This is a genomic window from Amycolatopsis sp. CA-230715 (assembly GCF_018736145.1).
GTDB lineage: Bacteria > Actinomycetota > Actinomycetes > Mycobacteriales > Pseudonocardiaceae > Amycolatopsis.
This window is the reverse complement of the sequence record NZ_CP059997.1, coordinates 3,010,138-3,025,272: the sequence shown is the minus strand read 5'-3', so window position 1 is coordinate 3,025,272 and position 15,135 is coordinate 3,010,138. Positions and strand designations below refer to the sequence as shown.

The 15,135-nt window shown below is 70.2% G+C and carries 12 protein-coding genes; 5 read left to right on the top strand and 7 right to left on the bottom strand.

All coding sequences use genetic code 11. The features are described from left to right. Positions 1 to 143: 143 nt before the first annotated feature. Positions 144 to 848, top strand: a complete 705-nt coding sequence (locus HUW46_RS14020) for a hypothetical protein (protein ID WP_215547690.1) — start codon at positions 144 to 146, stop codon at positions 846 to 848. A 249-nt stretch (positions 849 to 1,097) separates the two neighbouring features. On the opposite strand, the gene HUW46_RS14015 is transcribed toward HUW46_RS14020, so the two are convergent. Next, positions 1,098 to 2,450 carry a dicarboxylate/amino acid:cation symporter gene (locus HUW46_RS14015; protein WP_215547689.1) on the bottom strand — a complete coding sequence of 451 codons (1,353 nt, stop codon included), beginning with the start codon at positions 2,448 to 2,450 and terminating at the stop codon, positions 1,098 to 1,100. A 118-nt stretch (positions 2,451 to 2,568) separates the two neighbouring features. Next, the gene (locus HUW46_RS14010; protein WP_215547688.1) at positions 2,569 to 3,195 is read right to left on the bottom strand and encodes a Maf family protein; all 627 of its coding nucleotides are present in this window, start codon (positions 3,193 to 3,195) and stop codon (positions 2,569 to 2,571) included. Between the two features lie 80 nt (positions 3,196 to 3,275). On the opposite strand from HUW46_RS14010, the gene HUW46_RS14005 reads away from it, so the two are divergent. Then, positions 3,276 to 3,929: a response regulator transcription factor gene (locus tag HUW46_RS14005; protein WP_254126161.1), complete on the top strand. Its 654-nt coding sequence runs from the start codon at positions 3,276 to 3,278 to the stop codon at positions 3,927 to 3,929. A gap of 190 nt (positions 3,930 to 4,119) precedes the next feature. On the opposite strand, the gene HUW46_RS14000 is transcribed toward HUW46_RS14005, so the two are convergent. Both HUW46_RS14000 and HUW46_RS13995 read right to left on the bottom strand, forming a co-directional pair. Next, on the bottom strand, positions 4,120 to 5,238 hold the full coding sequence (locus HUW46_RS14000) for a hypothetical protein (protein ID WP_215547687.1): 1,119 nt from the start codon (positions 5,236 to 5,238) through the stop codon (positions 4,120 to 4,122). Continuing rightward, complete coding sequence (locus HUW46_RS13995; protein WP_215547686.1) at positions 5,231 to 6,349, bottom strand: sensor histidine kinase; 1,119 nt, start codon at positions 6,347 to 6,349, stop codon at positions 5,231 to 5,233. The genes HUW46_RS14000 and HUW46_RS13995 overlap by 8 nt, the downstream gene beginning before the upstream one ends. A 199-nt stretch (positions 6,350 to 6,548) precedes the next feature. Here HUW46_RS13995 and HUW46_RS13990 point away from each other — a divergent pair, with 199 nt between their 5' ends. After that, positions 6,549 to 8,420, top strand: a complete 1,872-nt coding sequence (locus HUW46_RS13990) for a glycoside hydrolase family 3 protein (protein ID WP_215547685.1) — start codon at positions 6,549 to 6,551, stop codon at positions 8,418 to 8,420. A 146-nt stretch (positions 8,421 to 8,566) separates the two neighbouring features. Next, entirely contained in the window at positions 8,567 to 10,063 is a 1,497-nt protein-coding gene (locus HUW46_RS13985; protein ID WP_254126159.1) for a hypothetical protein, read from the top strand. Positions 10,064 to 10,144: 81 nt separating this feature from the next. Here the strand turns inward: HUW46_RS13985 and HUW46_RS13980 are convergent, their stop codons facing one another. From HUW46_RS13980 to HUW46_RS13970, 3 genes are all read right to left on the bottom strand, one after another. Further along, on the bottom strand, positions 10,145 to 11,758 hold the full coding sequence (locus HUW46_RS13980) for a DHA2 family efflux MFS transporter permease subunit (RefSeq protein ID WP_254126157.1): 1,614 nt from the start codon (positions 11,756 to 11,758) through the stop codon (positions 10,145 to 10,147). Continuing rightward, on the bottom strand, positions 11,742 to 12,389 hold the full coding sequence (locus HUW46_RS13975; RefSeq protein ID WP_215547683.1) for a PadR family transcriptional regulator: 648 nt from the start codon (positions 12,387 to 12,389) through the stop codon (positions 11,742 to 11,744). Before HUW46_RS13975 ends, HUW46_RS13980 begins: the two co-directional genes overlap by 17 nt. A gap of 162 nt (positions 12,390 to 12,551) precedes the next feature. Then, positions 12,552 to 14,384 carry a Xaa-Pro dipeptidyl-peptidase gene (locus HUW46_RS13970; RefSeq protein ID WP_215547682.1) on the bottom strand — a complete coding sequence of 611 codons (1,833 nt, stop codon included), beginning with the start codon at positions 14,382 to 14,384 and terminating at the stop codon, positions 12,552 to 12,554. A 125-nt stretch (positions 14,385 to 14,509) separates the two neighbouring features. On the opposite strand from HUW46_RS13970, the gene HUW46_RS13965 reads away from it, so the two are divergent. Then, the gene (locus tag HUW46_RS13965; RefSeq protein WP_215547681.1) at positions 14,510 to 15,133 is read left to right on the top strand and encodes a hypothetical protein; all 624 of its coding nucleotides are present in this window, start codon (positions 14,510 to 14,512) and stop codon (positions 15,131 to 15,133) included. The last annotated feature ends 2 nt before the right edge of the window (positions 15,134 to 15,135 follow it).

The window sequence follows — 15,135 nt, the reverse complement described above, 5'->3', positions numbered from 1 at the left end:
ACGTGCACGCAGCGCTACTCCGCGTTCGCTCGTGTGGGTTTGGCCGTGGCGCCGGACCCACCCGCGGTAGGCCGCTTCCCCGCGCGGGGCTCGCCGAACGCATAGGCTCTGGGCCAGGGACAACTCCGCAGGAGGAGGCGAGTTTGGCTACGGGCGGCGCACCGAGATCGATCATGGTCACCGCCGCGCTCGCCGCGCTGGTGACGGCCGCGGCCCTGATCGGGGTCGCCGTGCTCCGGCACCAGACGGAGGCGGCGCCGACCACGGGCGAGCCCGCGGCCGCCGCGCCGAACGGTGTAACCCAGTGCGGCACGGGCGCCTGCCAGGTCGTCGCGTCGCAACCGGTCGACGGCAAGACCGTCGACCTGCTCGCCGACAGCGCGGGCGACAACGGGAAGCTGCGCGTCGGCGGCCCCGGATCACCCATCGTCGTCGAGACCTCCACGACGAGCCTCGGCGCGCGGCTGAACAACACGTCGCTTTCGTGCGTGACGGCGACGGTCTCGGCCTGCCTCGTCCGCGGCCCCAGCCGGGACGGGCTCATCGGCCAGGTCGTCATAAACCGGGGCGACAGCTGGCGGCCCGCCGAGGCGACGACCTACTCCTCCGACGCGGGCGCGATCACCCTGCACAGCGTCGTCAGCAGCGACGCGCCCGACTTGATCGTCGCCAAGAAGGCGCCCTGCAACTCCCCGACGGCCTGCCGGTCGGCCGCCGTCTACGCCCAGGTGTACAACCTGACCGGGAGCTTGCTCGGCTGCACCCCGACGTACCGGACCGCGAGCAGCCTCCCCGGCTGGCCGGACGTCGCCCCCACCCGTGCCCAACTCCGTGCGGAATGTCCGTAATTTATCGCGTGTGCTGAATTCGCGCCGCCAGGGCGCGAATTCAGCACACGCGTTCCCGTTGCGTCGTCGGGGCGCCCTGCCGTCACTCGGCAGGTAGGCGGGCGAGTGGGCCTCCCGTAGGCGCGCAAAGTGGGGGGCGCCGGGCGCAGTTAGCGGGCTAAACGTTGCGGCGGGCGAGCTGGCCGGGGCAGGCGCCGAGTGCGTTTAGCGGGCTAAATGTCGTTGGGGCGGGCGACCCGGGGTGCCGGATCAGGCGGGGACGGCGGCGGGTTTCGGGTGGGTGCCCGCGTCGTTGAGCAGGGGCGGCGGGGTCGGGGTGTTCAGCACCCCGTCGTCGAGCAGGCCTTCGCCGCGCGCGACGACGGTCGGCACCACGATCTGGCCCGCCACGTTCGTCGCGGTCCGCATCATGTCCATGATCGGGTTGACCGAGTAGATCAACGCGATGCCCAGCGCCACCTGCTGCGGGTTCAGCCCGATGAACGACGTGGTCAGCGTCAGCGCGGTCAGCCAGCCGGTGGTGCCCGCCGTGGCCAGCGCGCCGAGCACCGCCACGAACACGATCCCGACGTACTGCCAGAAGTTCAGCGTGACACCCGAAATGTTCGCGATGAAGATCGTGGCGATGGCGGGGAACACGGCCGCGCAGCCGTCCATCTTGGTCGCGCTGGCCAGCGGCGTCGCGAACGCGGCGTACCCGGGGTCGACGCCGAGGTTGACCGCGGACTGCCTGGTCAGCGGCAGGGTCGCCGAGGACGACTGCGAGGCGAACGCGAACTGGATGGCCGTCCACGACTTCGAGAAGAACTTGACCGGGCTGACCTTCGCCACGAACCTCAGGAGGATCGGGTACACCACGAACAGCACCAGCAGGCAGCCGACGTAGACCGCGACCGTGGTCGACAGCAGCGGGCGGAACAGCGCGTCACCGTAGTTCGCGACCGCGGCGCCGATCAGGCCGAGGATCCCGATCGGCGCGAGCCGCACGATCCAGCCGAGGTAGCGCTGCACGATCTCGAACACACTCGTCGTCAGGTCGACGAACGGCTTCGCCTTGTCACCGAGGGCGTACGCGGCGGAGCCGAGCACCAGCGCCAGGAACAGCACCTGCAGCGTGGCGCCCTCGGAGAAGGCCGAGAAGAAGTTCTCCGGGAGCAGGCCGTTGATGAACGCCTTCCACGAACCCCAGCTGTCGACGCTCTTCGCGGCTTTGGCGGTGTTCTTCGCGGTCGCCGCGATTCCGGCGCCGAGCCCGCCGCTGCCCGGGTTGAAGATCGTGCCCACGACGAGCCCGATCGCGACCGCGATCAGCGAGGTGATCCCGAACCACAGCACGGTCTTCCCGCCGAGCCTGGCCGCGGTGCGCCCGCCGCCGAGCTTCCGGAGGCTGTTGATGCCCACCACGATCGCGGTGAACACCAGCGGGATGACCGCGATCTGCAGCAGCCTGGTGAACGTCGAGCCGATCGTGTCGAGCGTGTCGGACAACCAGGTCGTCTCGGTCGTCCTGGCCAGGATGCCCAGCAGAACGCCCACGACCAGGGCGCCGATCACCGCGGCCGCGAACACCCGCGGCTTGGTGTAGGTCCGGATGAAAGACACGGGCTCTCCCCGATGCGTGAAAGTGTCGTCAACTACCGAATGCGGATAACAATCGGTCAGCGCGGACTCTTCCGCATCACCCGTTCGTGTGGGACCTGTCCCAAAATGCGAGATAAGTTCAGGAACCGGGGTGCGTCCACAGGTCGGTCACCGGCACCTCGACCCGGCGCAGCAGTTCCCTGGTGAGCGGGAGGCTGATGCCGATCACGCTCGACGGGTCCCCGTCGATGCCTTCGACGAACCAGCCGCCCAGCCCGTCGAGGGTGAAGGCGCCCGCCACGGCGAGGGGTTCGCCGGTGGCGAGGTAGGCGTCGAGTTCGGCTTCGTCCGGCTCGCCGAACCGGACCACGGTGGTGCGGGTGCCGCTCGCCTCCGCGATGACCGCGCCGTGCTCCACGCGCAGCACGGCGTGCCCGGTCAGGAGCTCGCCCGTCTTCCCGGCCATCGCCGCCCAGCGCTCCCGCGCGACCTCCGGCGTGCCCGGCTTGCCCATCAGCTCGCCGCCGATCGACAGCATCGAATCGCAGCCCACGACCACGCTCGACCCGGAATCCGGCAGCGTGCCCGCGACCGCGTGCGCCTTCGCCCCGGCCAGCGCCACGACGACGTCTTCGTGCGACGGGTCCCGGAGCTCCGCCGCGACGGCGTCTTCGTCGACGCCGGACACCACGACGCTCGGGTCGATTCCGGCCGCGCGCAGCACGGCGAGCCTGGCGGGAGAAGCGGAAGCGAGTACGAAGCGCACGGCGGCGAGCGTACCGGCCGCGGGTAGGCTGCCCGGAGCAGGCGGTTGCTGGTGAGTTCGTCGGACGAGGACACGGAAAAGTGGCAGCGGAAACGATCACCGTCGCGGTCATTGACGACCATCCCGTCGTGATCGCGGGCATCCGCGCCTGGTACCGCACCGCGGAACCGCCGATCGAGGTCGTCGCGGGTGGCCCTGACCTCGGTGTCGCCGTCGTCGGCCCCGGCGCTTCCGCCGACGTGGTGGTGCTCGACCTCCAGCTCTCCTCCGGCCCGCCCGCTTACCACGACCTCAAGCAGCTCGTCGAAGCGCAGCGCCAGGTGATCGTCTACACCATGCGCGAGGATTCCGAAGCGGCGCTGACCTGTCTCGACATCGGTGCCGCGACCTTCCTGACCAAGGCCGAAGGCGAGAAGCACCTCGTCGCCGCGACCCACGCCGCCGCGAACGGCCGCCCCTACACCCCGCCCGCGCTCGCCGGCGCGTTCGGCGCCGACAACGCCTCCACCCGCCCCGCGCTCGCGCCCCGCGAACTCGACGTGCTGATCGAATGGTTCCAGTCCGAGTCGAAGAGCATGGTCGCCGAAAAGCTCGGGCTCTCCGTGCGGACGGTCAACTCCTACCTCGACCGGGTGCGGATCAAGTACGCCAACGTCGGCCGCCCCGCCGCCACCAAGGCCAACCTCGTGGCGCGCGCCATCCAAGACGGCCTGGTCTCCCTCGACGATCTGTAGCCCCCGCACCCGGGTTCCGTACGAACGGACCGTTCGTACGCCCAGGGGAGCCCCTGATTTCAACGTTACCGTGGCGCACCGACAATTCTCGGTTCGTGCGGCCCTTACCCGTCCCCGAAGGTGGCTTTCAGGGCGGTAGATGAACCCAAGCCACCTTCGGGGCACGAGAATTCGGTGCGGCGCAACGAGATCAGGGCCACGTGGGTTTGTACGTGGCGTCGACCCATACCGTGGTCGGGCTGGTGACGGTGCGGACTTCGACGTTCCGGTGCGCCGAGGTGGGCACCTTGACCGCGGGATCGTCGGCGACGACGCTGACCCTGACCTCGTCGCCCAGCCGCAGCACGGTGGTGCGCGCCGCGGAACGGGCGGCGGCGAGCGCGGTCAGCGCCGGGTCCGTGAGCGCGCGCCGCACCTCGATCGGCAGTGCCGCCGCCTTGCCCCGCACCGCGAGCGCCACCACGACGCCGTTGCGTTCGGCGACGTCGATGCACGCGCGCAGTTCGTGGATGAGCTGGTCCTCGGTGTGCTCGCTTTCCGCGAACAGCCGCCGCATCCGCGCCACCTCCACCGCGGCGAGCCGCCGCACCTCGGGCGAGGCCGGGTCCGCCGAACCGTCGGCGATGCCGGTCAGCAACGGGATGAGGCTCGCCTGCAGCTCTTCGAACCGCCGTTGCCGGTCCGTGTGCACCAGTTCGGCCGCGGTTTCCTCGGCCCGCACCTTCGCCCGCTCCGCCGTGGTCGCGTGACCCTGCCGCTCGCACATCCGCAGCAAGGTGACCGCCGAGGCCACCGTGATCTGCAACGCGTATGTCCAAGTAGGACTGATCAACGCCTGCGCTAGCGCGCGCCCGCTCGTTTCGCCGAAGAAGTCCATCGTGGCGACCGTGACCGCGGCGTGCCCGCACAGGAACGCCGCCAGCCACGACGGTGGCTTGCTCAGCAGCGCGACCACGCCGAACCAGCCGGTTTCCTGGAACGGCCATGCTTCGGGGCCGGACACCGGGGACCCCGGTCCGTAATGGATTCCGATCGAAACGGAGACGGCGAGGGCGCCGACGACACCGGCGAGGACGACCGGACCCGGCTGGGGCACGCCTCGCACGGTCGCGGGCACGAACAGCGCCAGCACGACGGTGAGCAGCGCGTACGCGGTGAAGTCCGGCCACGGGTTCGGCACCGCGCTCGTCTGCGACAGCAGCACCGGCAGCGCGAGTCCGAAGTGGACAGCGCAGAGCATGAGCACGCTCGCCAGCCGCATTTCGCCAGCCAGCCCGTCGCCTGCCTCGCTCATCGTCCGGTCAGTCATCGGGCCACCTGAGCAGCACCGAGGTGCCCTCGCCCGGCGCCGAGCGCACCTCGGCGGAGCCGCCAGCGCGCGTCATCCGGCGTTGGACGGAGTGCCGGATTCCCCTGCGGTGCTCCGGTATCGCGGCCGGGTCGAACCCAGTGCCGCGGTCCCGGATTTCGACGACGACACTGCCGTCCGCCTGCACCACCGAGAGTTCCGCGGCGGCCGTCCCGGCGTGGCGCACGACGTTGCGCAACGACTCCACCGCGGCCGACAGCACCGCGCTCGCCGCGGCCGACGGGAGCGGCAGCGACGACGGCATGGTCACGTCGACGCGCAGGGGGAGGAGCGCGATCTCGTCGGCCAGCTTGGCGACGAGATCGACCGTCGCCGGGCCCGCCACACCATCGCGCAAGCGTTTCAGGTCGCGCCTCGCCTGCACGCGCAGCCCGCCGACCTCCTCCGGCCCGGCGGTGGCGACCATCATCAGCGTGGCGCACGCGGTGTCGTGCAACGACGAAAGGTGCTCCGCTTCGGCGGCACGGCGCGCTTTCGCGACATCGGCGGCTTCCCTGGCCGCGCCGGTCCTCGTCAGCACGGCGTCGACCGCGCGGCTCTTCGTCCACAGCAGCCACGAAATCATCGCCGACAACGCGGCTTCGACCAGTATCCAGCCGCCGATCGGCAGGATCGCGCCCCAGCGCTCGGGCGCCGTGGCGACGGCGCCGAGCACGTCGGCACCGACCAGGACGAGTGCGGCCACCGCGCCGAGCTTCGGCCCGCTCGACGGCTGCAGGGTGACCACGATGACGGACACCAGGATGCACACCCAGGTGCTGCCGTGCGGCGCGTCGGCGGGCACCGTCCACGGCTGGCTCAGCGCGAGCAGCCCGGTGACGGCGAGGTCGGCGCCGAACAGCCAGCGCGGGCGGCGATGGGCGAGCGCGGCCGCCACGAGGCTCCACGCGATGGCGATCACGACGGCGGCGATGGTCGCCGGAACCCGCTCCGGCGTCGCCGAGACCACGCCGAGCAGGCCGCTCACCACGACGACGGCCACGCGGACACGACCGAGGATCTTGGCGAACAGCCCGGAAAGCGTGCTCTCGACCGTCCCCGGTGCGTCCATCGGATCCCCTCGCCACTTCGTGCGCCGATCATTCCAGTGGTGGTGCGGAACGCGAAAGCGGCCGTTGACCGGAACGGAACTCGCGTGCGACCGTCACGGGTGTTGCCGAATTGTGACCTGGGGCACTCGATCGCGGGGCTAGTTTGTTGTGGCTCGCAACATATCGATTGATCCCTTCCGAGCGATTCCGGAGGAGCCCATGCCGTTCCGCCTCCGCGTCCGAAGAAGCCCGAGGACGCCCACCCTGGTGCTCGCGAGCGTGCTCGCCGCGGGCACCGCGCTGGCCCCCGCCGGGGTCCACGGTGCCGCTGCCGCGCCCGCGGTGAAGCCGCCGCTCTACGAGGACGCGTCGAAACCGGTTTTCCAGCGCGTCGACGACCTGATGCGCCGGATGAGCCTTGACGACAAGATCGCCCAGATGCTCCAGGCCGAGCGCAACGCGACCACCCCGGCTTCGGCGGCGAAGCTCCGGCTCGGCTCGATCCTGTCCGGCGGCGGCTCCTCGCCGACGCCGAACACGGCGGAGTCCTGGGCCGACACCTACGACGCGTACCAGCGCGCCGCGGTCGACACCCCGCTCGGCATCCCGACGATCTACGGCGTGGACGCGGTGCACGGCAACAACAACGTGTACGGCTCGACGGTCTTCCCGCACAACGTGGGCCTCGGCGCGGCGCACGACCCGGCGCTGGTGCAGAAGATCGGCCGCGCCACCGCGGAAGAGGTGTCCGCGACCGGCGTCGACTGGGACTTCGCGCCATGCCTGTGCGTGGTGCGGGACGAACGGTGGGGCCGGTCCTACGAGTCCTTCGGCGAAAAGCCGGAGAACGCGGTCGGCAACGCGACCGTGATCAACGGCCTCCAGGGCGAATCGCTCAACGGGCCCGCCTCGGTGCTCGCCACCGCGAAGCACTTCATCGGCGACGGCGGCACCACCGGTGGCGTCGACCAGGGCAACACCGAGATCAGCGAGAAGGAGTTGCGCGCGACACACCTGCCGCCGTTCAAGGAGGCGATCAAGCGCGGCGTCGGCTCGTTCATGGTCAGCTTCAACAGCTGGAACGGGGTCAAGGACCACGGCAACAAGTACCTGATCACCGAGCTGCTGAAGCACGAACTGGGCTTCACCGGTTTCGTGGTGTCGGACTGGAACGGCATCGACCAGATCGACGGCCAGCCCGGGTTCACCCCGGCCGAGGTGACCCAGGCCGTCAACGCGGGTATCGACATGTTCATGGTGCCGTCGGACTACGAGAAGTTCATCGGCTACCTGAAGTCCGAATACCAGGCGGGGCGCATCCCGATGTCCCGCATCGACGACGCGAACCGCCGCATTCTCACCAAGAAGTTCGAGCTGGGCCTGTTCGAGCGCCCGCTGGCGGACCGCTCGTACCTGCAGACCGTCGGCAGCAAGGAGCACCGCGCGCTCGCGCGCCAAGCCGTCCGCGAATCGCAGGTGCTGCTGAAGAACGACGGCGCGCTGCCGTTGAAGAAGAACGGCAACCGGATCTTCGTGGCGGGCAAGAACGCCAACGACATCGGCAACCAGGCGGGCGGCTGGACGATTTCGTGGCAGGGGCAGAGCGGCCCGGCGATCCCGGGCAGCACGATCCTCGACGGCATCAAGGCGGCGGCGGGCAAGTCGACGAAGGTCGCCTACGACCGCGAGGCCGACGGGATCGACAAGAGCTACAAAACCGCCGTGGTCGTGATCGGCGAAACGCCGTACGCGGAAGGCAAGGGCGACCGTCCCGACGGGCTGAACCTCGACCCCGAGGATCTCGCGACACTGGCGAAGGTGAAGGCGACCGGGGTGCCGACCGTCGCGGTGCTGGTGTCGGGCCGTCCGCTCGACGTGTCGAAGCAGCTCCCCGGCCTCAACGCGTTCGTCGCGTCGTGGCTGCCGGGGACCGCGGGTGAAGGGGTCGCCGACGTCCTCTTCGGCGACTACAAGCCGACCGGCAAGCTGGCCGTGAGCTGGCCCGCCACCGCGACGCAGGAGCCGGTCAACGCGGGCGACGGCAAGAAACCGCTGTTCCCGTACGGATTCGGGCTCACCTACCAGAAGTAACCGGTCCGAAGCCGAGGCCCGTCGCTCGTTCTCGCGAGCGGCGGGCCTTCGTCGTTCCGCGAACGCTTTCGCCCACTCCGGCAGAGACGTTGTAGCGGCAGGGGGCGTTCGGCCTCCCGCCGGGAACGACTGGGGGCTGGGCGGACATGGCGGTGCATCCCGGGGTCGAACGCGCCCGAAAACCGGTTGGGGCGGAAGAGAAATCCTCTCTCCGGCTCGTTTTCGGAGTCGGCTCGCTCGCGGCGCTGGTGTTCGCGCTGGCGAGCGCGCACCTGATCGACGACACCTACATCACGCTGTCCTACGCGCGGAACCTCGCCTTCCACGGCCGGTGGGGCCTGCTCGCCGACGCCACCGCCAACACGGCGACCTCGCCGTTGAACGTCCTGACGCTGGGCGCGCTGACCTTCGTGACCAGGAACGCGGTCTTCGCCGCCGGGGTGTCCTTTGTGGTCAGTCAGGTGCTGACCGCGCTGGCGCTGCGGCGAATCGGCGCGGCGACGAGACTTCCGCGCTGGTTCGCCCCGGTGACCACGGTCGTGCTCGTGGTGAACCCCGTGCTGCTGTCGTCGATCGGGCTCGAAGTGGCGCTCGGCGTCGCCGGGACGACGTGGCTGCTCGTGTTCGCGCACGAGCGGCGGCCATTCGCGCTCGGGCTGGTGGCCGGTGTGCTCGCGCTCGTCCGGCTGGACCTCCTGGTCGTGGCCGCGGTGGTGGTGCTGGCGCGGCGGCGGTGCTGGGCCGGGCTGTGGCGGACCGCGCTCGGCGCCGGGCTGGTGGCGGCGCCATGGTTCGCGCTGAGCTGGTTCGCGCTCGGCGCGGCGGTCCCGGACACGCTGGTGATCAAGACGCAGCAAGGCGCTCAACGCGCGTGGGGGCAGTGGGACTTCTCGAACGGCCCCGCGCTGTACTGGCGGACTTTTCCTTGGCAGGTGGCGCTTTCGTTCGCGCCGGTCGTGCTGGCGGCGGTGGCGGGTCTGATGTGGACGGTCGCACTGGCGCGCCGTTCGGCCGTGGCGAGGCGCACCGCGCCGTTCGCCGTGCTCGCGCTGGCCGGTGCCGCGTACTGCATCGTCTACATCGGACTGCGGGTGCCGCCGTACCACTGGTACTACGGTCCCGGCATCGCCTGCGCCACGGTTTTCCTGTGCGCGGTGGCGGCTTCGCTGCGCAGGACCGTTGCCGTCCGGTGGCTGGCGGCGGCGCTGGCCGGTGCGAGCGCGTGGTCCTACGCGGCCGACGGGCTGCCTCGCGACTTCGCGCCGATCACGTCGAACTACACCTCCAGCGCGCAGTACGCCGAGATCGGCAGGGAAATCGGTGCCCTCGTGGGCGACGGCGTGGTCGCGAGCGCGGGCGAAATCGGGGTGCTCGCCTACACGTGCGACTGCGCGGTGGTCGACGTGTTCTCCGACCGCGGCCTGCTCCGCGACGCGATCGCGGCCGCGAAGGCGACCGCGGGCCCGGTGACGCGGGCGCTGCTGGAGGTCAACTTCCGCTTCTTCGCGCCCGAGGCGCCGAGGCGGGCGGACTTCGTGCTGGAGCGGCATTCCGGCGGCCCGCCGCCGGGCGCGGTGGCGCACTGGCGGATCGCCGCGCCGATGCTGGGCCCCGGCGACCTCTACCTCCGCGCGGCGCACTGATCCGGATCGGGGCCCGCTCACCTGCCCCGAAGGTGACCTTCGGGGCGCTCAATGCCCTGAAAGCCACCTTCGGGGCAGGGGTCAGCTCACCGGGGCCGGTTCCGCGGCGGGAGTCTGCCGGGGAACGTGGCCGGAGGCGGTGCCGCGTTTCATCGTCGCGGCCGCCACCACGCCGAGCAGCAGCACACCGATCGGGAGCAGCAGCGAGGTCTTCGCGGCGTCGGTCAGTCCATTGTGGACGACATTGGTCGCCACCTCGCCGATCCGCGCGGCGACGTCGGCTGGCACGCCCGGCGGCAGCGCGGGTGCGGCGCTGGCGCCGAACTCGTTCGCCGAAGCGCCGGCGAAGCCTTCGACGAACTGCTGTCGGAACTCCGGCGGCAGCGCGCTCGACGCCTTCTCGGCCTCCGAACTGAGCGATCCGGCGATCTGCGCCTGCAGCAGCACACCCATCGCCGCGCTGCCGAGCACACCGCCGACCTGGCGCGCGGTGTTGTAGATCCCCGACGCGGCACCGGCGAGCGGACGGTCCACACCGGACATCGTGGCGTTGCTCATCGGCGCGAAGATGAAGCCCATCCCGAGCCCGGTCACGCAGAGCCCGGGGATCAGCGCCCACGGGTTCGTGTCCGGCTGGGCCTGCCAGGCGAGGACGCCGAGACCGGCGGCCATCGCGGCGAGCCCGCCCATCATCAGGTACTTCGCGCTCATCCGGTCCGACAGCCGCCCGGCGAGCGGTGCCGCGACGCCGGAGAGCAGCGACATCGGCGCGGTCAGCAGCCCGGCCATGGTGGGGGAGAGCCCGACCACGGACTGGATGTAGATGGTGATCGGCACGAACATCCCGACCAGCCCGAACTGCAGCGCGGTCCCGGTCGCGGTGCCCGCCGAGAAGTTCCGGTTGCCGAACACCCGCAGCGGGATCAGCGGTTCCTTGCGGTTGTAGCGCTGCCACACCACGAACGCGACGAGGAACACGACCCCGGCGCCGATCAGCTCGAACACGGTGATCCCGCCCGCGACGGTGCCCCAGTGGTACTGCTGCCCGTTCTGGATGCCGAACACGACGCAGAACAGGCCCGCCGCGGAGAGGAAGATGCCGAGCAGGTCGAACGAGTGCGCGTGCTTCGGCTGCCAGTCCGGCACCAGCACGAGCGTCATCACCAGCGTCACCACGCCGATCGGCACGTTGACGTAGAAGATCCACTCCCAGCCGAGGTGGTCGACCAGCACGCCGCCGAGCAGCGGGCCGGTGATCGAGGCGACCCCGGCGACCGCGCCCCACACGCCCATCGCGCCGCCGCGCTTCGCGGGCGGGAAGAGGTGGCCGATGAACGCGAGCGTCTGCGGTGTCATCAGCGCGGCGCCGAGCCCCTGCACCGCGCGCGCCGCGATGAGCATTTCGACGGTGCCCGCGAGCCCGCACCACAGCGACGCCGCGGTGAACACGACCAGCCCGGCGACGAAGACGCGCTTCGGGCCGAAGCGGTCGCCGAGCCTGCTGGTGAACAGCATCGGCACCGCGTAGGTGAGCAGGTAGACGCTGCTGACCCAGACCACCGCGTTGAGCCCGGCGCCGAGGCCGCGCAGCATCGCCGGGATGGCGATCATCACGATGGTGGTGTCCAGCAGAATCATGAAGAAACCGAGGCACAGCGCGGAAAGCGCGGCCCACGGGTTAACCGGTCTTGTCATTGCCCCTGTCCTCATGGGAATCCTCGTCGCCGACGAGGCGTAGATCGGTGGTCCGGTGGCGGTCGGCGTGCTGCCATTCGAGCCGCCCGGATTTGATGTCGTCGATGAGCTTTTCGGTCCAGGCCAGCTCGAACTCCGTCCGCGCGGCCGTGAACCGCCAATCCACCCAGTAGATCTCCGGGACTTCTTCGTCCTGGAGCTGTTTTTCGTACACGCGGAATCCCGCGATCGTCGCCCTGAGCTTCATCGCGCGGTTGATGAGCTGCTCGACCACCACGCCGGGGTCGAGATCGTCGATGACCGCGAGCCCCGAGGTGTATTCGGGCCGTTCGTCGGCGACGGTGCCCAGGATCGCGACGGCGCGCGCGACGAAGGCGGCCCTGCCCTCGTCGGTCATCCCGTAGACCGTCCGCTCCGGCCGCCTGCCGTCGCGCTGTGTGTCCACGACGCGGATGTATCCGTTGCCGAGTAGCCGGTCGACCGTGTGGTACAGCGAGCCCGGCTTGATGTTGACCCGGTTGTCGACGCACCGGTCCCGCATCAGCTGGGCCATTTCGTACGGGTGCAACGGCTTCTCGTGCAGCAGTTCGAGCACCGCGAGCGCGAGCGGCGTCAACTTCGGTGGTGCCATCGTCTCGTGCTCCGCTCCGATGAGTCCGCGTCGTTTATTCCACGTGGACTATACGGCTCGGGCTAGCAAGCTGTCGATGCCGTTCCCGAAGTGCTTCGGTTACGCAGTGTGAAAAGAGGCGGGCCCCCTTCGCGATGCGAAGGGGGCCCGCTCTGGAGGGGGTCAGCGCGTCGGCAGCGTCACCGAAGTCCGGTTGAGGTCCACGGTCACCTTCGGCAGCTTCGCCGGTGCCGCGATGGTGCTCGCGTCGGTGCCGCCGATGACGAGCCCGATCCGGTGCCCCGCCGGGAAGACGTGGTCCACAGTGGACAGTCGGAAGGTCATCGTGTACGGCTGGCCCGGCGTGAGCTGGCGCGGGGTGCTGAGCGAGGCGTAGTTGGCGAGATCGGCCCAGCCCCTGGCGACGATCTGCCCGCTCACGTTCGCTTTGACCGCCTCGGTGTCCTTGTAGCAGGCGTCGTCGCCGGGACGGTTCTCTCCCCAGCACGATTCCGTGGTCAGGTTCCGGATGCCTTCGCCCTCTTCGCCGCGGATCGTCGCCGGGCCGAAGTCCACCAGCATCGCCGAAAGGTGCGCCGTCGAGGTCGACGGTGTCGCGGTCACGGTGACGCCGCCGATACCGGAGACCTGCTTGTCGGCTGGCAGCGCGGTGGTGCTGAACAGCACCCGCGACGGTGACGGGTCACCGGGCTTGGCGATCCAGCTCTCCGCGGCGCTCTTCCCGTCGTCGGTGAAGGATTCGCGGGTCCCGGCCGGTGCCTGCGCCGAGCCGAGCACGCCGACGCCCGCGGTGCTTCCGTTGGCGGGGAAGAACTTCTCCGCGCGCACGCCCTCGGCGGGGAACGCCTTGTCGTCGACCCACTTGTCGGGGCTGCGCTCGACGGAAGCCTGCGGCTCGTTCTCGATGCCGTTGTGCACGTCAAGCAGCCAGCGGTCGAACCAGCGGTGCAGCGTGTCCACCCAGGCCTGGCGGCGGAAGTCGAACGGGTCGACGTGGCCGGTCTGCGACAGCCAGATCTTGCGCGGGGTGGTCGGCGGCAGCGCGTTCCACCACTGGCCGTAGTTGATCGTCTTGACGTTGTGGTCGTTCTGCCCGTGCACCACGAACACGCTCGCCTTGACCTTGCCCGCGTTGGGCACGAAGTCGTGGCCAGCCCACATCGGGGTGAAGTCGCCGTTGGACGGTGAGCCCGCCTTCAATTCCTGTTGCACGGCCGAACAGTGCGCGCGGCCCCATTGGCTTTCCTGGCTGTTGGTCAGCGCGTCGATCGTGCCGCTGGTGTAGGAGACGCCGTCCGAGCGGTAGTAGTCGTACCAGGAGCTGATCGCGGCGATCGGCACGATCGTGCGCAGCCCGTCGACCCCGGTCGCGGCGACCCCGTTGGCCACCGTGCCGTCCCACGACTTGCCGATCATGCCGGTGGCGCCGGTCGTCCAGTCCGCGGAGACCTTGGTGCCGCCAGTCACCGCGGTGTACCCGGCGGCGCGGCCGTTCAGCCAGTCGATCACCGACTTCGCTGACTGCACGTCACCGGGGCCGCCCGCGTCGAGGCAGCCGCGCGACCGCGAGGTGCCCGCCACGTCCACCAGCACTACGGCGTACCCGCGGGGCACGAAGTAGTTGTCGTAGAACAGCGGGTACTTCACGGCCTTCCCCGCCTGGTCGTACGTCTTCAGCTCGCTCTCGTTGCCGCGGCCGAGCGTCTGGTAGTAGGGGCTCGCGTCCATGATCACCGGGACCTTCTGGCCCCGCGCCGCCGGTTCCGACGGCCGGATGATGTCCGCGGCGACCCGGTCCGGTTTGCCGTCGCGGTCCAGATCGGTGCCGGTCTCGACCCACACCGACTCCCTGATCGCGGCGGCGGCCGAGAACACCGGCTGCGTGACGCCGTTCTTCAGCTGGAACGCGGGTGCCTTCTGCGCGCTCGCGGGCACCGTGCCCGCCAGCGCCAGCAAGGCGGTGAACACCACGAGCAGCAGTGACCTGCGGGACATGCTTCGAACCCCCATGCGACGAGCCGGGCCGGACAGCTCACCGTAGATCCGCGTTTCCGGCGGCGGCACAGCCGAAAGTTTGGAGGTGGCACACTGTCGGCGATCCAGCGCACAGGAGGACCTCGGTGACCTTCGCCGTCGGCATCTTCGACCTGTTCACCTACGCCGTGCCGGGCGTGTTCCACGTGGCATTCCTCGCCTACCTCGCGTCGCGGCTGCACGTGGTGGACCTCGGCCGCGTGACCTCGATGCCCGCCGCGCTGCTGGTGATCGTCGTGGTGGTCCTCAGCTACGTGCTCGGCCACGTCACCTACGAGCTGTGGGCGCTGGTGGACAAGGTGCTCCCGGCCAAGGGACAGACCCAGCGGACGCGGGAGCGGTTCTTCGACCGGAACCCGCGGGCCCGCGACCGCGCCTTCGCCGACGCCAACTGGGCGCTGCTGCGGACCGGGATCGCGGTGCACGACAAGGAGGCCGCCGCGCACATCGACCGGCTGATGTCGCAGGCGCTGATGGTGCGGAACCTGACCCTGCCGCTGGCGTTCGGGTTCGTCGCGGCGCTGGCGGAACTCGCCTTCGGCGGGCACCGCCTCGAGGCCGGGTGCTGCGCGGTCGTGCTCGCCGCCGGTGTCGCCGGGTCGTATGCCGAAGGGCGCACCCTGATGCGGTGGGCGCACCTGCGCACCCTGGAAACCTGCTTCTGGCTGCCCGACCTCGACGCGACCCTGGCGCCCGCCGACGACGTTTAGCC